The 21,370-nt window shown below is 71.2% G+C and carries 21 protein-coding genes; 13 read left to right on the top strand and 8 right to left on the bottom strand.

Translation table 11 applies throughout. From position 1 onward, the window contains the following. The first annotated feature begins 38 nt into the window (after positions 1–38). Positions 39–656 (top strand): DoxX family protein, encoded by a 618-nt coding sequence (locus tag CVO96_RS06575; protein ID WP_103311528.1) that lies wholly within the window; start codon positions 39–41, stop codon positions 654–656. A 77-nt stretch (positions 657–733) separates the two neighbouring features. On the opposite strand, the gene CVO96_RS06570 is transcribed toward CVO96_RS06575, so the two are convergent. Both CVO96_RS06570 and CVO96_RS21040 read right to left on the bottom strand, forming a co-directional pair. Further along, complete coding sequence (locus CVO96_RS06570) at positions 734–1,162, bottom strand: uracil-DNA glycosylase (RefSeq protein WP_103311527.1); 429 nt, start codon at positions 1,160–1,162, stop codon at positions 734–736. A 113-nt stretch (positions 1,163–1,275) separates the two neighbouring features. After that, complete coding sequence (locus CVO96_RS21040; protein WP_165795225.1) at positions 1,276–1,413, bottom strand: hypothetical protein; 138 nt, start codon at positions 1,411–1,413, stop codon at positions 1,276–1,278. A 204-nt stretch (positions 1,414–1,617) separates the two neighbouring features. Between CVO96_RS21040 and tdh the strand changes: the two genes are divergently transcribed. From tdh to dnaJ, 3 genes are all read left to right on the top strand, one after another. Next, on the top strand, positions 1,618–2,649 hold the full coding sequence (tdh, locus tag CVO96_RS06565) for an L-threonine 3-dehydrogenase (protein ID WP_103311526.1): 1,032 nt from the start codon (positions 1,618–1,620) through the stop codon (positions 2,647–2,649). Positions 2,650–2,861: 212 nt separating this feature from the next. Next, complete coding sequence (gene trpS, locus CVO96_RS06560) at positions 2,862–3,857, top strand: tryptophan--tRNA ligase (RefSeq protein WP_103311525.1); 996 nt, start codon at positions 2,862–2,864, stop codon at positions 3,855–3,857. A 126-nt stretch (positions 3,858–3,983) separates the two neighbouring features. Beyond that, complete coding sequence (gene dnaJ / locus CVO96_RS06555) at positions 3,984–5,111, top strand: molecular chaperone DnaJ (protein ID WP_103311524.1); 1,128 nt, start codon at positions 3,984–3,986, stop codon at positions 5,109–5,111. Between the two features lie 17 nt (positions 5,112–5,128). On the opposite strand, the gene CVO96_RS06550 is transcribed toward dnaJ, so the two are convergent. Then, positions 5,129–7,237: an AfsR/SARP family transcriptional regulator gene (locus CVO96_RS06550; RefSeq protein ID WP_133161755.1), complete on the bottom strand. Its 2,109-nt coding sequence runs from the start codon at positions 7,235–7,237 to the stop codon at positions 5,129–5,131. Between the two features lie 397 nt (positions 7,238–7,634). Between CVO96_RS06550 and CVO96_RS06545 the strand changes: the two genes are divergently transcribed. From CVO96_RS06545 to CVO96_RS06530, 4 genes are all read left to right on the top strand, one after another. After that, positions 7,635–8,216 carry a hypothetical protein gene (locus CVO96_RS06545; RefSeq protein WP_133161754.1) on the top strand — a complete coding sequence of 194 codons (582 nt, stop codon included), beginning with the start codon at positions 7,635–7,637 and terminating at the stop codon, positions 8,214–8,216. 95 nt (positions 8,217–8,311) lie between these two features. Next, complete coding sequence (locus tag CVO96_RS06540; protein ID WP_103311521.1) at positions 8,312–8,740, top strand: hypothetical protein; 429 nt, start codon at positions 8,312–8,314, stop codon at positions 8,738–8,740. A gap of 97 nt (positions 8,741–8,837) precedes the next feature. Then, positions 8,838–9,608: a fimbrial biogenesis chaperone gene (locus CVO96_RS06535; RefSeq protein ID WP_103311520.1), complete on the top strand. Its 771-nt coding sequence runs from the start codon at positions 8,838–8,840 to the stop codon at positions 9,606–9,608. Further along, positions 9,583–11,835: a fimbria/pilus outer membrane usher protein gene (locus tag CVO96_RS06530; protein WP_103311519.1), complete on the top strand. Its 2,253-nt coding sequence runs from the start codon at positions 9,583–9,585 to the stop codon at positions 11,833–11,835. The genes CVO96_RS06535 and CVO96_RS06530 overlap by 26 nt, the downstream gene beginning before the upstream one ends. Positions 11,836–11,913: 78 nt before the next feature. On the opposite strand, the gene CVO96_RS06525 is transcribed toward CVO96_RS06530, so the two are convergent. Beyond that, entirely contained in the window at positions 11,914–12,312 is a 399-nt protein-coding gene (locus tag CVO96_RS06525; protein ID WP_133161753.1) for a hypothetical protein, read from the bottom strand. A gap of 351 nt (positions 12,313–12,663) precedes the next feature. Here CVO96_RS06525 and CVO96_RS06520 point away from each other — a divergent pair, with 351 nt between their 5' ends. Next, positions 12,664–13,659: a ribose-phosphate diphosphokinase gene (locus CVO96_RS06520; protein ID WP_103311517.1), complete on the top strand. Its 996-nt coding sequence runs from the start codon at positions 12,664–12,666 to the stop codon at positions 13,657–13,659. A gap of 52 nt (positions 13,660–13,711) precedes the next feature. Here the strand turns inward: CVO96_RS06520 and CVO96_RS06515 are convergent, their stop codons facing one another. Together CVO96_RS06515 and CVO96_RS21400 are read right to left on the bottom strand one after the other, a co-directional pair. Further along, on the bottom strand, positions 13,712–15,271 hold the full coding sequence (locus tag CVO96_RS06515) for a tetratricopeptide repeat protein (protein WP_165795224.1): 1,560 nt from the start codon (positions 15,269–15,271) through the stop codon (positions 13,712–13,714). A gap of 223 nt (positions 15,272–15,494) precedes the next feature. Continuing rightward, entirely contained in the window at positions 15,495–16,319 is an 825-nt protein-coding gene (locus tag CVO96_RS21400; protein ID WP_243398195.1) for a hypothetical protein, read from the bottom strand. 864 nt (positions 16,320–17,183) lie between these two features. On the opposite strand from CVO96_RS21400, the gene CVO96_RS06505 reads away from it, so the two are divergent. The 4 genes from CVO96_RS06505 to CVO96_RS06490 all read left to right on the top strand — a co-directional run bounded on the left by CVO96_RS06505 (position 17,184) and on the right by CVO96_RS06490 (position 19,932). Beyond that, positions 17,184–18,056 (top strand): fructosamine kinase family protein, encoded by an 873-nt coding sequence (locus CVO96_RS06505; protein ID WP_103311515.1) that lies wholly within the window; start codon positions 17,184–17,186, stop codon positions 18,054–18,056. A 68-nt stretch (positions 18,057–18,124) separates the two neighbouring features. Then, positions 18,125–19,021 (top strand): hypothetical protein, encoded by an 897-nt coding sequence (locus CVO96_RS06500; protein WP_133161752.1) that lies wholly within the window; start codon positions 18,125–18,127, stop codon positions 19,019–19,021. A gap of 136 nt (positions 19,022–19,157) precedes the next feature. Continuing rightward, a complete protein-coding gene (locus tag CVO96_RS06495; RefSeq protein ID WP_103311513.1) occupies positions 19,158–19,529 on the top strand; it encodes a hypothetical protein in 372 nt (123 codons plus the stop codon). Between the two features lie 76 nt (positions 19,530–19,605). After that, positions 19,606–19,932, top strand: coding sequence for a Rieske 2Fe-2S domain-containing protein (locus tag CVO96_RS06490; protein WP_103311512.1), 327 nt, complete (start codon positions 19,606–19,608; stop codon positions 19,930–19,932). 104 nt (positions 19,933–20,036) lie between these two features. Here CVO96_RS06490 and CVO96_RS21695 read toward each other — a convergent pair whose 3' ends face one another. Further along, positions 20,037–20,564 carry a hypothetical protein gene (locus CVO96_RS21695; protein WP_103311511.1) on the bottom strand — a complete coding sequence of 176 codons (528 nt, stop codon included), beginning with the start codon at positions 20,562–20,564 and terminating at the stop codon, positions 20,037–20,039. A 107-nt stretch (positions 20,565–20,671) separates the two neighbouring features. After that, on the bottom strand, positions 20,672–21,346 hold the full coding sequence (locus CVO96_RS06480; protein ID WP_103311510.1) for an ankyrin repeat domain-containing protein: 675 nt from the start codon (positions 21,344–21,346) through the stop codon (positions 20,672–20,674). Between the last annotated feature and the right edge of the window lie 24 nt (positions 21,347–21,370).

Raw genomic sequence — 21,370 nt, 5'->3', positions numbered from 1 at the left:
CTGAGGTGAGCGGGCCTTCTCCGCCGACGGAGCCAACCATGACTGCACCTGAGCCCACCTCCACCCCTTCCCGCTCGCCGGTGGGGCCGCCCGCCGCCCCGCCGATCTTCGCCACGCAGCTGGACGCCCTGGAATTCCGGATGGTGAGCTGGTGGGCGCGGCACGGCATCCTGCTGCTGCGCCTCTCGCTGGGCGTGGTGTTCTTCTGGTTCGGGGTGCAGAAGTTCTTTCCGGGGCTCAGCGTCGCGCAGGAACTCGCCACGAACACCATCTCGGTGCTGAGCTTCGGGCACATTCCCCCGGCGGTGAGCCTGCCGGTGCTGGCCACCTGGGAGTGCGCCATCGGACTGGGCCTGCTGAGCGGCCGCTTCCTGCGGGTCACGCTGCTGCTGCTGTTCGCGCAGATGGCCGGCACCTTCCTGCCGCTGGCCTTCTTCCCGCACGAGACCTTCAAGGTCGCGCCCTTCGTGCCTACCCTGGAGGGCCAGTACATCATCAAGAACCTGGTGCTGGTCGCGGCCGCGCTGGTCGTGGGGGCCACCACGCGGGGCGGGCGCCTCATCCACGACCCCGCCGCCGCCGAGCGGGCCGAAGAGATCCAGATGCGCAACAGCCGCCTGCGCCGCCGCTTCGGCCGCGCCCCGGGTCAGCGCTGAGCCTGCGAAGGCTGAGTCTATGAAAATTCGCCCCCAGTCCAGAGCGGCTGGGGGCGACGGTGACGCGGCTGGAGCGCTCAGGGGTTCAGTAGATTGCGGGCCTGATTGACCGGCGCCGGGAACTCGACCTTCACGTGCACGGTGGTGCCCGGAGGCGTGGCCGGATCGACGTTGATCCAGTGGCTCGCCAGCACCGGCGGGGTGGGCTCGGGGTCGATGGCGCGTACCATCACGCGGCCCTGGGCCGGCACGAACACGCACCAGCCTTCCGGCACGGTGGGCAGGGCGCGCACCGGCAGCAGGCTCTGCAGGGTCATGTCGTTGGGCGTGGCCCAGTATTCGATGAGCAGGCTGGCCTGCGTGCGGCCCAGATCCCCGGCGGCCACGTCCATCTGGATCTCGATGGTATCGGGCTTGCCAGGAACCAGATTCGTCCAGCCGGGCACCACATAGCGGTTGCTGCCGGCACTTCTGAACTGTTCGGGCTGAGGGGTGGGGGTCGTCATGGCTACAGCCTAAAGCATTCGCTCGGGGGAGGGTTTGCTCCTGCGTGTGGGCGGGGCGTGCGCCCAGCCAAGGTCAGGCCCAGCCAGCGCCGGGTTCAGGCCGCCCTTGTGGCTCAGGCCGTCCTGACCGTGTGGATCAGGGCGCGCACCGCCAGGAACCCCACCAGAAAGAACAGCAGCGGGGTTATGTCCACGCTGATCTCGGCGTCCTTCTCGGGCTCCAGGGCGTTCTGGCGGCGGTACTTGATCATGCCCCCAGCCTACGCTTAGAGCCCTGGCGTCATGTCGGGGAGCGGCTTATGGAAGCGTTCAGGGGCCGCCTCGGGGGTGGCCGGTGATCCGCTGCGTTGCGTCCGAGTGTTGGCGGCGCTAGAACGCAGGGCGTGACTGTTCCTTCCTCCACACCCTCCTCCACCGCTCCTTCCCCCGCGCTCCCCGACACCGCTTCCCACACCATGCGCGCCCTGAGCAAACTGCGCGCCCAGGAGGGCATCTGGATGGTGGAGACTGAGGTGCCCACCCCCGGCCCCAACGACCTGCTGATCCGGGTGCGCAAGTCCAGCATCTGCGGCACGGACGTCCACATCTACAGGTGGGACGAGTGGGCGCAGCGCACCATCCCGGTGCCGATGGTCGTGGGCCACGAGTACGTGGGCGTGGTCGCGGGCATGGGCTCTGAGGTGCGCGGCTTTTCAGTCGGCGACCGGGTGAGCGGCGAGGGCCACGTCACCTGCGGGCACTGCCGCAACTGCCGCGCGGGAAGGCGCCACCTGTGCCGCAACACCCAGGGCGTGGGCGTGAACCGCCCCGGCAGTTTCGCCGAGTACCTCGTGCTGCCCGCCTTCAACGCCTTCAAGCTGCCGGACGACATCCCCGACGACATCGCCGCCATCTTCGACCCCTTCGGCAACGCCGTGCACACCGCGCTGAGCTTCGACCTGGTGGGCGAGGACGTGCTGATCACCGGGGCCGGGCCGATCGGCGTGATGGCGGCCGCCGTGGCGAAGCACGTCGGGGCCAGGAACGTGGTCATCACCGACGTGAACGACTACCGCCTGGAGCTGGCCCGCCGGATGGGCGTGACCCGCGCCGTGAACGTGGCGCGGGAAGACCTCTGGGAGGTCGCCACCCGTGAACTGGGGATGCACGAGGGCTTCGACGTCGGCATGGAGATGAGCGGCTCGGGCGCCGCCTTCGCGCAGATGGTCTCGGTGATGAACAACGGCGGCAAGGTGGCCCTGCTGGGCATCCCGAGCGGCCGCGTGGACATCGACTGGAACGCCGTGATCTTCAAGATGCTGACGATTAAAGGCATCTACGGCCGCGAGATGTTCGAGACCTGGTACAAGATGGCCGCGCTGATCCAGTCGGGCCTCGACCTGAGCCCGGTCATCACGCACCACTACGGGATTCAGGACTTCCAGCAGGGCTTCGACGACATGCTGGGCGGCCAGAGCGGCAAGGTCATCCTGGACTGGGAGAGCTGAACGGGGAGGCCTGAACGGGGAGTAGGCCACTCGCGCTATCGCCTCGGCCCCGGCGAGCCCTCTACGATGCGGCCATGACCCCCGCTGCACGGAACTGGTGGTGGCCCGGATAGCCGGGTGCCCCTGACCGTGCCATACCTTTTCGCACGCTGCGCCTGGAGACCCTCCGGGCGCCGCTTTTTTTGCTCTGGGCTCTGACTTCTGGAGGACATATGAAGGAACGCATCCTGACCGGCGACCGCCCCACCGGCCCGCTTCATCTCGGGCATCTCGCGGGCTCGCTGCGGAGCCGCGTGGCCCTGCAGGGCGAGTACGAGACCTACGTGCTGCTGGCCGACATCCAGGCGCTGACCGACCACTTCGACCGGCCCCGGCAGGTGCGGGACAACGTGTGGCAGGTGGCGCTGGACTACCTCGCGGTGGGGCTCGACCCCCAGCAGGCCACCTTCGTGATCCAGTCGCAGCTGCCCGAAATCGCCGAGCTGACGGTGCTGTACCTGAATCTGGTCACGGTCTCCCATCTGCGCCGGAATCCGACCGTCAAGGCCGAGATTGCCCAGAAGGGCTACGGCGAGAACGTCCCCGCCGGCTTTTTCATCTATCCGGTCTCGCAGGCCGCCGACATCACGGCCTTCGGGGCGCACCTCGTGCCGGTGGGCGCCGATCAGCTGCCGATGATCGAGCAGACGCGCGAGATCGTGCGGCGTTTCAACAGTCTGTACGCTCCGGTGCTGGTGGAGCCGCGCGAACTGCTGAGCCCGGTCTCCCGCCTGCCGGGGTTAGGCGGCCAGGGCAAGATGAGCAAGTCGCTGGGCAACGCGGTGTTCCTCTGCGACCCGGCCGACGAGGTGCGCCGCAAGGTGATGGGCATGTACACGGATCCCGGCCACCTGCGCGCCGCCGACCCCGGCCGGGTGGAGGGCAATCCGGTCTTCGCCTACCTGGACGCCTTCGACCCGGATCAGGCCGGGGTGGCGGCCCTCAAGCACCACTACGGGCAGGGCGGCCTGGGCGACGTGACCCTCAAGCGGCGGCTGGTAGAGGTGCTGGACGCGGTGCTAACGCCCATCCGCGAGCGCCGCGCCGTCTTCGCCCGAGATATGGGCGCCGTGCAGGACATCGTGCGGGAGGGCACCGGGCGCGGGCGCGAGGTGGCCGCCCAGACGATGCGGGCCGTCCGGGAGGCAGTGGGACTGGACTACTTCTGACGCCCCCTCGGGGGGTTCACACATCCGCACGACCTCTCTATCCTGACCTACTTTTCCTGAGTGTGGTCGTGTTAACCTGCAGGGCGGAGGCCCGGCCCGCAGCACAGGCCCGGCGACAGACACGACATGGACTATTACGAACTGCTGGGCGTGGCGAAAAGCGCGAGCGCCGACGAGATCAAGAGTGCCTACCGCAAACTGGCCCTGAAGTACCACCCGGACCGCAACAAGGAAGCCGGCGCCGCCGAGAAGTTCACGCAGATCAACGAGGCCTACGCGGTCTTGTCGGATACGGACAAGCGCGCCCACTACGACCGCTACGGCACGGCGCCGGGCGCGGGGATGCCGGGCCCGGGCGGCGACCCCTTCGGCGGCATGGGCGGCGCGGGCTTCGACCCCATGGACATCTTCGAGCAGCTGTTCGGCGGCGCGGTGGGCGGGCGCGGGCGGCGCGGCCCGGCACGGGGCGACGACCTGGAAACCGAAGCCTTCGTGACCCTGCAGCAGGCCCGCGCCGGCGAGGAGGTCGAGGTCACGGTCGACCGCCTGACGAGCTGCGAGCACTGCCACGGCAGCCGCACCGAGCCCGGCGGCCAGCCCCCCAAGACCTGCACGACCTGCGGCGGCGCGGGGGCGGTGCGCGCCCAGGCCCGCACGATCTTCGGCGTGGTCGAGACGCAGCAGCCCTGCCCGACCTGCCGGGGCGAGGGCCAGATCATCCAGGATCCCTGCACGGTCTGTAAGGGCCGGGGCCGCACCCTGGGCAGCGAGCGCGTGGGCGTCAAGCTGCCGCGCGGCATCGACGAGGGCTACCGCATCCGGGTGGCGGGCAAGGGCAACGAGGGGCCGGGCGGCCCCGGCGACCTGTACGTGCATATCGAGATGGAGAAACACCCCCAGCTGCGCCGCGAGGCCGAGCACCTGATCTACCCGGCCAGGATCGGCTTCGCCAAGGCGGCGCTGGGCGGCAAGGTCGAGGTGCCCACGCTGGACGGCCCCCTGACGGTCGAGGTCAGGGCCGGCACCCAGCACGGCGAACTGCACCGCCTGGCCGAGAAGGGGATGCCCCGCCTGCAGGGACGCGGCAACGGCGACCTGATCGTGGAATACGACGTGGTGGTGCCCAAACCGGGGGCGCTGACCCCCGAGGCCCGCGAGGCGCTGCTGGCCTACGCCCGCGCGGTGGGCGACGAGGTGAACGAAAAACACGAGGGTTTTCTCGGCAAGGTCGGGAAGATCTTCCGGGGCGACTGAAGAGGCTGCTGCCCCGCTCAGCTGAACTGGGGGTGGCCCAGGTGCAGAATCACGTCGCTGGCCTGCACCGACAGACACAGGTGCCGCCCGCTCAGGTCGCCCGCGGCCTGAACCCACGCTCCCTCTTCCAGCGGCTGTGACCAGGGGCGGGCGCTCAGGACTTGCGGCCGCTGCCCGGCGCTGGGGCTGTGCAGGACATGGATACCGCTGTCCTCCGGCCCTCTGTCCAGGCGCTGAAGCCGCAATTGGAGCTGCCAGCGGCTGGCGTGGGCGGGCGGCGTGAAGTTCAGTTCGAGCCGGGGAACCGTGTGTCCGGCCGCCCCCAGACGCATGACCGTCCAGCCGTCCTCGCGCGCCAGCACGGCGTAGCCGCCGGGCAGATGGTGGGTCTGGCTGGCGCCGCCGACCCCCAGGGCCGCCGTGAGCGGCGTGAGGCTCACCTCCGGCCCGGCCGACTGCGCCGTGACCGGCACCACACACAGGCGGCGTTTGAGGCTCTGGCGCACGTCCGCGTCCAGGGAGCCGGCCAGGGCGGCGCGCTGCAGTTCGCTGCGGAAACAGAGCAGGGGGGCCGAATCCGGGAGCCGCAGCTGGATCTCCGGCATCCTCACGGCCAGCACGCTGTCCACCCGTTCCAGGATGCAGGCCTGCAGGGCGCGCCGGATCAGCCCCCGCGCCGGCCGGTGCTCCAGGCCGGACGGGCCCTCAGGCTGATTCCCGGCCTGATGCAGGGTGCCCTGCGCGGTGGCTTCGGTAAAGGGCCCCGGAAGCAGCGCCAGGGTCTGGAGGGCGGCCACCTCGTCCCCCAGCGCCACCGCGACCTCGGCCCGCAGCGTCCGTTTGAGATTCGGGCTCAGGCGTCCGCGCGCCGACGACAGGGTGGGCAGCTCGCTGCGGATCGCGGCCAGGAATCCCTCGGTCTGCCGGATGGCCTCGAAACGGATGTCGGCGTGCTGGGCCTGGGCGGCCGGCAGCGCAACCAGGGAAGCGGCGTCCAGGCTCTCCGGGGTCAGGGCCGGGGCGTGGATCACCTGCAGCCAGCCCGGCTGGTCATGGTGCCCCAGCAGCCCCTCGAGCCCGGCCTGACCGGCCGGGGTGGTCAGGGCGATCACCAGCAGGGGGTGGGACAGGCCCATCAGGAAATCGATCAGGCGCACCGACTCCCTGCTTAGGCGCTCGGCGTCGCGCAGCACGATGGCCAGCGGGCCAGCCCGCATGAGCAGCGGCCCCACCCGCGCCAGCTCCGTCGACTCCGGCAGGGGCGGGGCTTCGCCCAGCGTGGCCGCCAGGTTGACCTCCAGCGCGGCCAGCAGTTCGTTCAGGCCGGGGGCCGCCGTCACCTCCACCCGCTTCAGGCCCAGCTGCGGCAGGAGGCGTTCCAGCGTCTCCCGTCGCCCGCTGCCCGGTCGCCCCACGTAGAGCAGCAGCTGGGGCCGCACCGAGGGCGTCCGGACATAGGCCTGGACATCCGGCAGCAGGCGCGCGGCCAGCCAGTCCACGAGGCCGTCGGCGGCCCGGGAGCGGATCGCCTGGCCTGATCCGGGAGGGGGCACGGCCGGGCCGGAGGCGGCTCCCCGTTCCGGCTGGGCGGCGGGGGCCACTGGCCCGGCCGGGCGGTACGGTGCCTGGGCGGCCTGGGTCAGCCGCTGGCGCTGCCGGCGGGCCCAGGTCGACAGCGCCGCGTTGCCGTGGTCGTTGAAGGTCAGCAGCGGCCGACCCAGCGTGGCCGCCAGGGCGCTGCGGGCGGCCGCGTTGGGCGCTGCGGCGAGATCGTCGAGTTCGGTGCGGGCCTCCAGTTTCAGGAAAGGCGAGCGGTTCGGGCTGAGTTCGACCCCCTGCCGGCGCAGGGCCGTCAGCTCGACCCGCAGGTTCCGCAGGGCCAGTGGCCCCATGCTGGGCCACAGGAGCTCGGCGGCCTTGCTGCGGTGCAGAGGCGTCCCCTCCAGCGCCAGATAGGCGAGCAGCGTCGACGCCCGCCCCGAGACCTTGAGCGATCCCGCCGGGCCGGTGATCTGCAGCGCCCCGAAGACCGTGATCCGGATGGCAGGGCGAAGAGAGGATGAGGAGCATGTGGATGACTCATAGCCTGCGTTCTGTCCAGTGGTCAGAGGAACTTCATGAATCACACGTGATTCTGTACCGATTCCCGCTAGCCCGCCCGCCAATTCGACATGGAATCCTTAAAAACCCTTCATTAAGCCCGTACCCCCGCCGGGTAGCCCTTTAACGAGGGCAGGGGTCTTTAACGGAGATGTTATCCGGGCACCTTTGCGATTCCCCTGCCCGGCTCGCCAGGAGTGCCCCCGGCTTTAACGTCTGTTAACGACGCAACAGCCAGCTGATAATTTGTCTCGGTTCAAATTAACTCCACTTGAGCTGACCCCGGCAAAAGCTTGTTGACACCCCTATGGGGCCCTCATACAGTGAAGACGTTCCGAGCAGAACGATCACGGAAAAGCCGCACCAGCACACGGTGCAGGCGTCCTTCTTCTGCCAACGCGGAGCAGACCTGGGGAGGTCACTATGAAAAAAGCACTGATGATTGTCGCGGCGGTTTCGATGGGTATGGCGCAGGCTCAGAGCAATGGGGACAGCCGGAGCCCCGGCAGCGCCAAGACCGCGCTGAACTTCCACATGGCGGTCGTTCCGGGCTGCGCCGTGGATCTGAACGCCAGCTACGACAGCGCCAAGGGTGCCACCTACAACGGCACGGACAAGAACCCGGCCACCGTGGTCGTCAGCACCTACGGCAAGGAGCCCAACTTCCGCTGCCAGACCGGCACCAGGGTGACCATCAAGGCCGAGACCCTGTACGGCAAGGGCAACACCTTCGTGGTCGAGAAGATCACTGACTCCGACACGGCCCCCACGGTTCTCGACGGCAAGATGTCGCTGGCCCTGGACGGCTTCGACCTGTCGGCCGGCACGAACAACGACGACAAGACCCTGGAAGGCGAGTTCGTGCTGACCTTCGGCCCGGGCAACGTGCCCGGCGGCAACGGCGACATCTACAGCATGCTCGCTGCGTTCAAGCCCAAACCCGGCCAGTTCGAGCCGACCGTGGGCAACTACAAGGGCACGCTGAACGTCACCGTCAGCTACTGAGCCCCGAACAGGCGGGCGCGCTGGTCTCCATCCAGGGCGCCCGCTCTGCTTCAGCTCCCTGCTGCCTCTACCCCCGGCTGCACCCAGAGGTGATTATGTTCCGCGTCCCTGCCATCCTGTTCGCTCTGGTTCTGGGGCAGTCCAGCGCTCAATGCGTCATTACGCAGGCACAGGTGGACATGCCGACCTACAGCGCGCTGCGGGCCACCACCGGCACGCTGGCCGTACGGATCGAGTGCCGAACGCCACAGGACACGGCCCGGTTGTGGCTGGAAGGGCCGGGCCTGAGCGCCACCCCGGACAGCACCTTGAGCCTGACTGTGTATAGCGCCGCTTCCCGGAACGTCCAGGGCGCCGCTCCACTGAGCCTGACCATAGACCAGGGGTTGCCCCTGCTGAACGGCCTGCCGGTCACCGGCAGCCAGACCCTGCGCTTCGCGCTGATCGCCCAGGCGGGCCAATGGGTGCCCGTCGGAAGCTACACCCAGCCGCTCACCCTTTCCCTTCGACCATCCCTGCCCTAACGGCAGTCCTGAATGTCACTGCCGGTCAGCGTCCTGTGACCGGCCACGCGTCATTATCTGCGTCTCTGCATCGGCCCCGATTCCCAAGGAGAACTTCATGCTGCATCTTCGGCCCCCCTCTCTGTCCTGGGGACTCGCCCGGCGGTTCCTGGTGGCCGCGTCGGCGCTGCTCGCCATTGTCATGACCCCTGTTCAGGCCCAGAACTTCGGGTTCACCCCGACCCTGCTGGAAATCGACGCCTCCAGGAATCTGGTGTCCGAAACGACCCTGATCAACGGCACGACCACGCCCGCCCGCTTCGAGGTGACAGGAGCGCTGTGGCACATCGTGAATGGTCAGGAAGTGCTGGACGAGACCCGTGACCTGATCGTGAATCCGGCGACGTTTACGGTCAAGCCCGGCGGCTCGCAGCTGATCCGTGTCGGCGTGCGCAAGAAGCCGGGCGGCTCGGAGCTGACCTACCGGCTGGTGGTCAAGCAGGTGCCCATCGAGGGCGTCGCACTCCCCAGCGTCGGGGCCGGCAGTGTCGGTAAGGGTGCCACGACTGGCATGAACATCGCCCTGACCTTCTCGCTGCCGGTGTATGTCACGCCGCCCGGTGCCCAGCCCAGGCTGGCGGTCACGGCCACGCCGGCGGGCAAGGACATCTCGCTGGTGCTGCAGAACAGCGGCGCCCGCCGCACCATCCTCAGAAAGGTCAGGTTCACGCGGGGCACGCTCACGCAGGGCACGGCGGTACTGCCCCTGCTCTCGGGCAGCACGATCACCCTGAACCTGCCGGGGCTGGCCGAGCAGCCCGGCCCCCTGACCATGAGATACGAAGCCGAGGACGGGCAGATCCGTGAGCAGACCGTCGCGCTCCCGTAGTTCTGGCAGCCCTGGGAGACTGGCGTTAGCCGTCGCCCTGGCGCTGGCCGCGGCCGGACTGGCGGGCGCCGCCGGCTGCGACTCGCCCGAGGAACTGCTGGACGTGCAGGTGGGGCAGTCCTCGCGCGGCAGCGTGGTGGTGCGGATCGAGCGCGAGGACGCCCGCGTGACCGGACTGCTGCTGCCCCCGGAGGTATTGCGCCCGAACGAACAGGCCTATGTGGCCGCGCGGGTCGATTGCGACGGCGTGGCCTACCTGCGCCTGCTGCCGGAACTGCGGGTGAGCTACCGCGCCGAGACCCAGCAGTTGCGGATTTCGCCCGTGCTGGCGCGGCTGGGCCAGCGTGATATCGACGTGGGCCAGACGCTGGTTCCGGCGCCCTATCCGGTGGTGCCGGCCTTCGGAGTGGACTTCGGGGTGCAGGCGGCGGCCACCTACGACCTGCGCGGCGAACGGGCGCCCGATCAGCCGGCCGCGGCGCTGGGCACCCTGGGGGGGTACGTGGGCGTGGGCGGCGGCCTGGGCAACGCGACCGGCTATGTCGGCGCGGTGGCGAGCCGTCGCCCGGGCGAGGACACGCGGGTGCAGCTGCGGGCCACCGCGCAGTACGCCGTGAGTCCGTCGTTCGCGGTGTACGCCGCCTACCACGGGGCGCCGGGGGTGACCCAGCCGGGATTCTCGACCTCCAGCTTCAGCGGGGTCACGGCGACCTACCGGCGCGTGGTGCCGGCCGTGGCGCCGCCGACCGCGCTGCAGCTGGAGAACCCGTCGGTGATCACGGTGGTGGTGAACGGCCAGCGCCTGGGCAGCGTGGAGGCGCCGGCCGGCGAGGTCACGCTGCGCAACATTCCGCTGCCCCGGCAGGCCCGCAACACCCTGCAGTTCCTGATCGAGGACGAGAACGGCGTGACGCCGCGCACGCTGGAGAACGTGGCCCCGTCGGCGGCCAGCCTGAGCGGCGGGCTGCTGGCCAGCCTCAGCGCCGGCTACAGCGACGACGCCGGCAGCGCGGGCTGGAGCGGCGCGGGCAGCGTGGCCTACTCGCTCACGCCGTCGGTGGCCGTGCAGGCGCAGGGCAGCGTCTCGGGCAGCGGGGCCTTCAGCGCCGGGGCGCAGGTCAGCGTGGCGGGCTCGCCGGTGTCGGGGGGGCTGGGCGTGCAGGTCGCCCGCGCCGCGCCGGCCGAGGACAGCCGCCCCGCGCCGCTGGACACCCGCGTCAGCGGCACGCTGGGCTACAGCCGGGGGCCGCTGGGCCTCAGCGGAGCGGTGCAGGTGCCCGTGGCCGACCTGCCGAACAGCACGCTGAGCCTGCGGGCCACTTACAACGCGGCCCCATGGGCCTTCTCGGCCGGCGCCTCCAGCGCCCTGAAGCCGGACACCTGGCAGATCGACGGCGGGGTGTCGCGCGTGATCAACGACCGCAGCTCGGTCAATCTGAGCGGCACGGCGCGGCCGGGGGGCTGGTCGGCGGCGCTGCGCGGCAGCTACGTGTTCACGCCCAGGCTGCAGGGCAGCGCCGGGATCAGCGTGGGGCCCGGCGTGGCGTCGCCCAGCGTCGCCCTGAACTACCGCCCCGATCCCTCGCAGTCGCTCTCCCTGAGTGCCGACCTGAGCGAGGTCGGCGTGTCCTACGCCCTGAGCCGGGGCATCGACGCCAGCGTGTCGGCCAACACGCGTGGGGCCAGCGCGCAGGTCACGGGCGCCGTCGCCTATCTGGACGGCCGGCTGCTGCTCTCCGCGGGGCTGGCCCAGCGCGGCGTGCTGGTGCGAACCGGGGTGCCGGGGCTGGCGCTCACGGTCAATGGGCTGGGCGGAGTCGTGACCAACGCGCAGGGCGACGCCCTGATCACGCAGATCACCCCGGCCCAGGCGGTCAGTCTCCGCGTCAATCCCCGCGACCTGCCGCTGGGCGTCAGTATCGGCAGCGTCGAGGCCGAGGTGCTGCCCGCCGCCACCGGCCTGACGGTGGTCGACTGGCGCGACAACTTCAAGGTCTCGACCTTCGTGCGCCTGCGCTGGACGCCGACCGAGGTGGCGGCGGGCGCCGACCTGTACCTGGACGGCGAGAAGATCCTGCTCGACGACGAGGGCTACGGCCTGGTGCCCCGCGCCGGGGCGGCCCGTACCGGCGAGCTGCGTGATCCGGCGGGAACGCGGCGCTGCCTCCTCACCCTGGCGCCGGGTGCCGAGGAGGGCGTCTGTGCGTCCGTCCCGCAGACGCCCTGAGGGCCTTTCTGGTGACCCCAGTCGTCTGCTGAACCCAGCCGGCCCGGCTCAGGCGTCCTCGATCCGGTCGCCTCCGCTTCAGTAGTACTCGACCCAGCCTTCAGGCGAGGCGGAGGGGGCCTGAATCTGCTGGATATCGGTGGCCACCCGGTACTCGTTGAGGGTGCCGCCATCCGGAGCCGGCGTGGCGCCCATCCAGACCAGCGGGGCCGTGGGCAGGGCGCCGGCCGCCAGGACGGTGTGGGGATCGGCCGGCGAGAAACCCCGCGTGCAGCGCAGGATGACCACGGGCAGTTCCACCGAGCGCACTTCGCAGGCCCCCCCGACCCTCAGCGTGAAGTTCAGGGCGACGCTGGTCTGCCCCTGGGCGACAGTGACGAGGGTGAACAGGCCCACGGCCAGCCCTGCCAGCGGGACGCGCCCTGATCGGTGGTGCGCGGATTGCCGGTGCCCTGCTCTGTGGAGTTCGGCGTTCATGGTGGGCCTCCAGGGGCGGCGCCAGTGATCACCTGGATGACCTCTGGAGATCGTCCGGCGCCGGCCCTGAGGCTAGGGGCCGGGGGCTCACCGCTCTCTGACGGTGGCCGGCGGGCGTGCGACCTCTTTCACATCCAACACAGACACATCCAGCCCAGACACGTCCAGCCCAGAAGCATCCAGGCCGGAGCGGGCAGGGCGGGGGAGGGGGGCGGCGCTGTTCCCCGCCTGGAGACGCCCCACCGGACTGCGGGCGCCATGACACCCCCGGCGTGGACAGGTATGCTGCACACGTTTCGGTTGTCCCCGCTGGTCTCGTCCCGGTTCCCCCTTCCCCCTGGAGGCTTCTTCGTGTCCGTCCCTCACCGTGCTCCGACCCCCGTCCTTGAGAGTCGCCGTTCGCCCCTGCTGGTGTTTGCCGGACAGAGCAACCGACCGCTGGCGCAGGCGATCTGCGACAACCTCGGGATTCCGCTGGGCGACAGCAAGACCGAGAAGTTCACCAACGACAACCTGATCGTGCATTACGAGGAGTCGCTGCGCGAGGGCGACATCTTCATCGTGCAGACCTTCAGCTACCCGGTCAGCGACTCGATCATGGAACTGATGCTGATGATCGACGCCGCCAAGAGCGCCAGCGCCGGGCGCGTAACGGCCGTCATCCCGTACTATTCCTACGCCCGCTCCGACAAGAAGGACTCGCCGCGCATCTCCATCGCCGGGCGGCTGGTCGCCGATCTGCTGCAGGAGGCCGGCGCCGACCGCGTGCTCACCATGACCCTGCACAGCCCCCAGGTGCACGGCTTCTTCAAGGTGCCGGTCGACCACCTCTCGGCCGATCTGGTGCTCACGCAGCACTTCAAGAACTGTGTGCCGGACGCCCACAACGGCGTGGTGCTGGCGCCCGACGCCGGCTCCATCAAGCGCGCCAGCCAGATCGCCCGGCGCCTGGACTCCGGCCTCGCCATGATCGACAAGGAGCGCCTCTCCGACACCGAGGTGCGCCCGCGCGCCCTGATCGGGGATGTCGAGGGCCGCACGGTCTTTATCGTCGACGACGAGATCAGCACCGCCGGTTCGCTGGTGGAGACCGTGAACATCGCCCGCAGCCTGGGGGCCAAGGACGTCTATGTGGCGGTCACGCACGGCGTGTACTCCGGCCCGGCCATCCAGCGCATCGCGGCCCTGGACGTGACCCAGGTCGCCAGCTGCAACACCGTGCTGGTCTCCCCGGAGAAGATGGCGGCGTCGGGGGGCAAACTGGCCGTGCTGGACGTCGCGCCTCTGTTCGCCAACGCCATCTCCAACATCCACACCGGCGCCAGCGTCAGCACCCTGTTCTCGTAGGCGTTCCTGGGGTCGCCGCGTTGCGGCCAGCGCAGTTCCCCTCCCGCTTCCCCTACTCCCCCCGTGCGGCGCGGCCCAGCCAGAGCTGCGCCTGCTCGGGGTCGCGGGCCACGCCCAGACCCAGGTCGTAGCGGCGGGCGAGCTCGCGCCGGGCCTCACGGTGGCCGGCGCTGGCCGCCTGCAGGAACCACTGGGTCGCCTGGGCCTCGCTGCGGGCCACCCCCTGCCCCAGGCGGGAGAGCCGGCCCATGCTGTACATGGCGTTGATGTCGCCGCCCCAGGCTGATCTCCGGTACAGCCGGGCGGCGCGTTCCAGATCCCGCGGCACGCCCAGGCCGTATTCGTAGGCCTGCGCCAGATTCTTGACCGCCGTGATCTGCCCGGCCTCGGCCGCCCTGCGGTACCAGGCCACCGCCTGGGCGTGGCTCTGTGGCAGGCCCCGGCCGGCCCAGAACAGGTCGCCCAGGTAGTTCATGGCGTTGGCGTTCCCGCCCTGCGCCGCCTTGCGGTACCACCTCGCCGCCGCCGCCGGGTCGTGGCGCAGCCCCCGGCCGTAGTCGTACATGAATCCCAGGTTTTTCATGGCGGTGACCTGCCCGGCCAGCGCCGCCCTGCGGTACCACTGGGCCGCCTGCAGGTCGTCCTGGGGTACGCCCCGGCCGCTCTCGTACAGGTCGCCCAGGCTGTTCATGGCGTTGCGGTCGCCGGCCTGCGCCGCGCGCCCGTACCACGCCGCCGCCTGCCCGGCGTCGGCCGGCAGGCCCTGGCCCAGTTCGTAGCGCTGCCCCAGATCCTGCATCACGCGGATCTCCCCGGCGCCGCCCGCCTTGAGGTACCACGCCGCCGCCTGCCGCTCATCCCTGGGCACGCCGCGCCCGGCCTCGAACATGAAGCCGATGTTCCGCATGGCCGCGACCTGCCCGGCCCGCGCGGCCTGCAGGTACCACCGCGAGGCCCGCGCGTCGCTGCGCGGCACCCCGAGGCCCTCGCGGTAGGCGTCTCCCAGGCTGTTCATGGCGGCCGGGTGGTCGGCCTGCGCGGCCCGCAGATACCAGGTGGCCGCCTCGGCCGGACTGGGGGGCACGCCCCGGCCATCGGCATACAGGGTGGCCAGGCGGTACATCGCGTTCGCCTGACCGGCCCGGGCGGCGGCCGCGTACCAGTGGGCCGCCTGAGAGAAGTCCTGGCTGACCCCGCGGCCCTCGGCGTACAGGTCGCCCACCTGCCCCATCACCTGGGTCTGACCCGCCTCGGCGGCCCGCAGGTACCAGGTCGCGGCCTCGCGGTCGCTCTGGGGCACCCCCCGCCCGGCGCTGTACAGGCCGGCCAGCTGCGCCATCGCGGCGGCGCTGCCGGCCTCGGCCGCCCGGCGGAAGAACCCGGCCGCCTGGGCGTGGTCGGCGCTCACGCCCAGGCCGGCGCTGGCGCTGCGCCCCAGCAGGAGCAGCGCCTGCACGTCGCCGGCGGCGGCCTGAGCACGCAGGCCGGGCAGCGCCTGGGCGTAGCGCCCCGCGCCGAAGTCCGCCGCCGCCGTATTGACGGTGGTTCGCGTGGTGCCGCCCAGCAGCAGGGCGACCAGCAGGGTGAGGGCGACTCGTCGGGCAGGGAGCACAGACAGACCTCCGTGGTGATCTCTGCCACAGTCTGACACCATGGGGCCTACGGATTTCTTAATCCAGATGACGATCGGCCCGTGTGCTCCCTCCGGCGCCCCTGCGCCCCCCGTCTACACCCCCCGGCCCCAACTGCCTGCACCGGGCAGCGGGCCAGACTCCCGCCTGACCCCGCGGCGTGTTCGGAACCGTCGGCCCGGCCCAATTGATCAGCCCACTCGCTCAGCCCAGTGGCCCGGTCGGCCGGCCGCGCATTCCCAGCGGGGCAGCCCTGTAACCGGAGCGCAGCAGCACCAGGATCAGGGCGGCCAGGGCGGTCAGCAGCAGCCCGGCGTGGCCGCCGCTCAGGAAGGCCAGCGGCACCGCCGCGCCCAGCGCCAGCGGCAGCCACAGCGCCCGGCCCAGGGCCAGCAGGGCCAGACCCAGCCCCGCCAGAGCGCCCAGCGTCTCGGCCAGCGGCACGCTCAGGTAGGCGCTGAGCACGCCGCCCAGCGTGAAGCCCACGCTCAGGCCCAGCAGCGCGGCGGCCAGGGCCAGCGGCCGCAGGGTGAGGGGCTGCGGGGAAGCGCGGCGCGACCAGGCGAAGGCCAGACACAGCAGGGCGGCCAGCGCCAGGGCCGCGGGCTTGATCGCGCCCACCTTGCTCAGCGTCTCGCGCAGGCTGCCCTGGGCGAACACCACCGCCACGTCCTGCGCGGTGATAACGTCCTGCAGCTGCCAGCTCAGCGACTGCTGGCCGCTCAGGGGGTTGCGCGTCTGGCGGGTCGGGAACAGCGTGTAGCGCTGGAATTTGGCGGGGCGGTCGGTGGTGATGTTCAGGTTGAAGAACTTGATGGCCTCGCGCCGCTGCCCGAGCTGGTAGCTCCAGCTGCGCGCCCCCTGGTTGCGGTAGGCCACGCTCACCCTGACCACGCCCCGCGCGGGAATCTCCCCCTCCCAGAGACTGCCATTCACCAGATCGCTGGCCCGGAAGTCCCGGCCGTCCACCGTGAGGCGGAAGTTGCTCAGGGTGCCGCTGCCGGTGGGCAGGGGAAAGGCGAAGCGCATGGTGGCGGGCGCCGGCGTGGGGTTGCTGAAGGTGTAGTCGGCCTTGAACGCCGCGTTGTAGTAACTGCCCCGCCCGCCCGCCCGCCGGATCGACGAATTTCAGGTCGGTGCTGACCCGGCTGGTGTCCAGGTTCACGGGAAGTTCGGTCTGCAGGGTCACCTCGCGCGAGTAGACCAGGCTGTTTCCCCGGCGCACGAAGCCCTCGCGCAGGGCCTGGATGCTGGAGCCGGTGGGCGAGCCCAGGTACGGCAGCAGGCTCTCCCAGCCCCCCTGCACGTTGATCCGGGTGTAGATGTCGCGGGGCAGGCTCAGGCTGCGGGTGTAGGTGGTGGTCTGCACGAGGCTGGCGCGCGGGGCGCTCTGCACGGTCTGGCCGCCGTCCGGGTCGGCGGCGTTGGCATAGCGCGCACTCTGCTGGGTGCCCAGGCGGACGTCCACCGCCTGCCGGCTCACGCGCAGCAGCAGGGCGCCGGCGCCGAGTGCCAGCAGCACCACCCCCCAGCCCGCCAGGGCCGGCAGCCGCGCGGCGATCAGGGGGAGCGCAGAGCGCAGGCGCTCACGGTCGAGCAGACCGATCACCAGCAGGGCCAGCAGCGCCGCCCCCAGGATCAGGCCCAGCGGCAGGGCCAGCGTGAGCAGCGCCCGCAGCGCGGCGTGCAGAAGATCGAGGGCGGACTGAACCATAGGAACTACCTCCGGAGGCGGGTGGAAACCGGGGAAACGACCCACGCGCTCGGGCGTGGGCGAAGGAATTGAGGGGTGTACTCAGCTGAGTAAACGCCTCCCCTCGCCGGAAGGCGTCCACCTTTTGGTGCAGTCCGCTGTGTCTCAGGCCCCCGCCAGGAGAGCTGCCATCATGCGTCATGCCTGCCGAGCTGCCCCCGGCCCTGCGCCCCCTGATCGAGATGAGCCTGGGCACGCCGGTTCGGGGGGCGGCCCGGCTGACCGGGGGCGACATCAACGACGTCTACCGCCTGCACACCGACCGTGGCGAGGTGGTGCTCAAGGCCAGCCGGCGCGGCCTGCCGGGACTGTTCGCCGCCGAGGCCGAGGGGCTGGCCCGGCTGCGCGCTCCCGGGGTGCTCACCGTGCCGGAGGTGATCGCCCACGGCGACGCGCCCGGCGGCTGGGCCTACCTGCTGCTGGAGTACCTGACGCCCGCGGCGCCCACCCCCGCCGACGAGGAAGCGCTGGGGCGGGGCCTGGCCGCGCTGCATGGCGTCACGGCGCCGCAGTTCGGGGGCGGCGCGGACAACTTTTTCGGGGCGCTGCCGCAGATCAACGCCCCGGCCCCCACGGCGGCCGGGTTCTACTGGACGTCCCGCCTGGAACCGCAGCTGAGGCGGGCCCAGCGGCTCCTCGGCCCAGCCGATCTGGCCCGCTTCGGCGCCCTGCGCGCACGTCTGGACACGCTCATTCCCGCCGAGCCCCCCGCGCTGGTACACGGCGACCTGTGGCACGGCAACGTGCTGTACAGCACGCGCGGCCCAGCCCTGATCGATCCGGCGGTGGCCTTCAGCCACCGCGAGGTCGATCTGGCCCTGCTGAGGCTGTTCGGCCCGGTGCCAGCGCGGGTCATGGCGGCCTATGGGGAGGCCCGTCCACTGGCTCCGGGCTGGCCGGCGCGGGTGCCCCTCTGGAACCTCTACCCGCTGCTGGCGCACCTGAACATGTTCGGGGCGGGGTACCTGGGGCGCGTGCGGGCGGCCCTGGAGCAGGCCCTCGACCCGGCCTGACCGGGGCGTCCCCTGCCCCCAGCGGCAGGGCCGACTGGGATCACGGCCAGGAGGGGCTACGCTGGGGCATGTCCAGTTCAGGGTGGCGGCGCGGCGTCTGGTGGGGACTCGTCGGGTGTGGGCTGGGCTTGGGTGGCCTGGGCCTGAGTGGTCTGGGCGCCGGCCTGGCGAACGCCGCGCCTGCGCCCCTGCCGGTGCTGATGGGCTCGCCCGGCCAGGAGGCCCCGCTGCTGCTGGGGGCCTGGGAGCCGGGCCGCTGGATCGCGGCCGGGCCGGCGCTGGCCAGCCGCCTGAGCGGGCAGGAGCGCTACCGCCGGCAGGCGCTGTGGGGGCCGCCCTCCACCGTTCGCGGCGGCCGCGCGGTCTCGCTGGGGGTGCCCTGTGAAGACGCCTTCCACGTGCCGGTCACGCCCGGAGCCGCCCCTGGGGCCTTCGAGGTCTTCGCGTCCCCGGCCCTGAACACCCGCCCACGCCCCGTGACCCCGCTGCCGACGGGCCTGACGGCCTACCGCGAGATCGTGCGGCAGGAACTCGTGAGGCGCGGCCTGAGAACGCCCCAGGTCAGGCTCACCGCGCTGATTCGCGCCGACCTGGACGGCAACGGCACCCAGGAGGTCATCATCGAGGCGTCGCGCTTCGTCCAGAGGCAGGGCGAGTTTCCGCCGCCCGTGGGCCAGCCGGGCGACTACAGCCTGCTGCTGCTCCGGCATGTGGTCGCCGGACAGGTGCGGACGGTGGTGCTGGGCGAACATGTGGCGCCCCTCAGGCCCTGGAATCCGGACAGCGCCGACCCCATGCCGATGGCGACCCTGCACCGGCTGGCGGGCATCGCCGACCTGAACGGCGACGGCCGCATGGAGGTGCTCACCCACGGCGCCTACTACGAGGGCGACGCCTTCTCGGCGCAGGAATGGACGCCGACCGGGGGCCTGAAGATCCGCCTGGAGAGCGGCTGCGGAGTGTGACGGGCTCCCCTCTGTCCGGCGGGGCGCGGGCGGTCATGGCCTGATCACGGCGGATGCGGAGAGTGGAGGCGTGCGCGGGGGGCTGAGGGGCGGGGGCCCCGCAGGCATCCGGGCCCCCGCTCCAGGGAGGTTCACCATGTTCCGCACCACGGCGTTCCGTTCCCTCGTGACCCTGGCCGCGCTGGGCCTCGCCACGGCAACCCCGGCCACCGCCGCCGCCCTGTACTTCGTGCGTCTGGAAGTCAAGACGGCGTCCGAGGCGACCTGTTACCGCTTCGCGCAGGACGCGGCCCGCCAACTGGGCTTCGCGAACGTCCGGCGCGGCCCGCTGGAGGTCGCCGGCCAGAAGGGAGGCGTGTATCTGTCCACCACCTGCGTCGGGCGCGGATCGGCCCGCGTGATGGCAGTCGTCATGGCCACCAGCGATTCCTTCCCGGCCGCGCAGCAGGTCGCCAGCGAGTTCGCGAACAGGCTGGGCGGCATCATCTGCATCGACACGCCCTGCTGACCCGGGCTGCTGAGCCGACCTGCTGACCCGATCTGGTGAACAGTGCCAGTCCCCGCCGTGCTCTACACTCGCCCCGATGAGCGAGCAGGTACAGCAGGGTCGGGTGCAGGCCGGACGGGTGGACGAGATGCCCGAGGGGTACCAGGGCGTGGTGGTCGTGGACGGCGTGGGCGTGCTGGTGGTGAACCACGAGGGCCAGTTCTACGCCCTGCGCAACAACTGCACCCACAAGGACTTCCCCCTGCTGGGCGGCGAGGTCAGCATGGGCCGGATCACCTGCGAGAAGCACGGCGCGAAGTTCGAGCTGGCGACCGGCAAACCCAAGACCCTGCCGGCCGTGAAGCCTGTCCGGCTGTACAAGACCGAGATCGAGGACGGCGTGGTGTACGTCCTGCCGCTGTAGAACGCTGTAGCGGGGGTGAGTGGTACTCGCACTCTACCTCGTGAGATGAACAGAGACCCGGACACCTGCGCGTCCGGGTCTCGGTGATCGGGCTCTCCCCTGGCTCAGCGCCGCTCCGGGCCGCCGCCCTGCACCTCGCTCTGCAGCTCGGCCGTCTCGCCCTCGGGCAGGTCGGCCGGGCGCTGGCTGACGTGGGGCGGGCCCTGCAGGCTGGGCGGGGTGTAGCCGGGGTTCAGGTTGGCGTCGGCCAGGTGGTGGCGAACCGCCTCGGCGGGGCTGACCCCCAGGCCCAGGCCCCCGGAGGGCATGACGCCGTCCAGCGCCGTCCCCTCGCCGCCCAGCGGGGCGACCGTCTCGGCCCCCGCGAACTCCGGGGTCTGCAGGCTGTGTTCCATGGCCGACACGTCGCGCGTGGCGAGGTGGTCGAACTGCCCGGTCACGGCCTTGGCCGGCGGCACCTCGACCGGCTCGTATTTGCCGTGATCCGCCGCGCCCACCCGGTCGTCGGCGGGCGTGGTCGCGTAGGCGCCCTGCTGGACGGCCTGCGGCTCGGGGGCGTTGCCGCCGGTCTGCGCGCCGGTCGGGCCGCTCAGGGGCGGGTTTGCGCTGCGGTCATCGTCGTTGCGGGTCATGCCCCAGTGTCCGTCCTGAGCCTAAGCCTGGGCTAAGGCGCGCGTTTCCGTTCCCTTCAGGTCGTCCCGGCGGCCAGAGGTGAGAAGGCTCTCATCCTTCCCCGGCCTCAGTGGCGGAGGACGTCCAGCACGTCAGCGTGCCCTTCCTCCTGCGCCAGATCGGCCGCCGTATGTCCATCCCCGGTCTGGGCCGACCTGTCGGCGCCCCGCACCAGCAGTTCGGCCACCAGCGCCGCGTTGCCGTTCTGGGCCGCGCCCATCAGCGGCGTGAAGCCGTCCTGCTGGGCGGCGTTCACATCGGCCCCGGCGTCCAGCAGAGTCCGCGCCAGCTCCGCGTGGTTCCCCGCCACCGCCGAATGCAGGGGCTGCACCCGCATGGCGTTGGCACTGACCGCCCCCACGTCCCCGCCCCGTGAGAGCAGCAGCGCGGCCACGTCCTCCCGCCCGAAGAAGGCGGCCAGCCCCAGTGGCGAGAAGCCGTCCGGACTGAGGGCGTTCACGTCGTCTCCAGCGTCCAGCCGTTCCCGCACCCGCGCCGCGTGCCCGACCGCCGCCGCCTCGAACAGGTTCAGCGGCGCGCCCGCCTCGATGAGCACCTGCGCCATCTCGTGCCGGCCGTAGTAGGTGGCGAACAGCACCGGCGACACGCCCATGGGACTGACCGCCCCCAGCAGCGCGGGCTCGACCTGCAGCAGCGAGCGCACTTGCCCGGCGTCGCTGGCCTGGATCGCCAGGAACAGGGCGCGCTCGGACTCGGTCGGCGGGGCGGGATCGAGGGTCATGGACTCATGCTACCGGTACGGGTT

This window comes from Deinococcus koreensis (assembly GCF_002901445.1).
Taxonomy (GTDB): Bacteria; Deinococcota; Deinococci; order Deinococcales; family Deinococcaceae; genus Deinococcus; species Deinococcus koreensis.
This window is presented reverse-complemented; position numbering and strand designations above follow the sequence as displayed.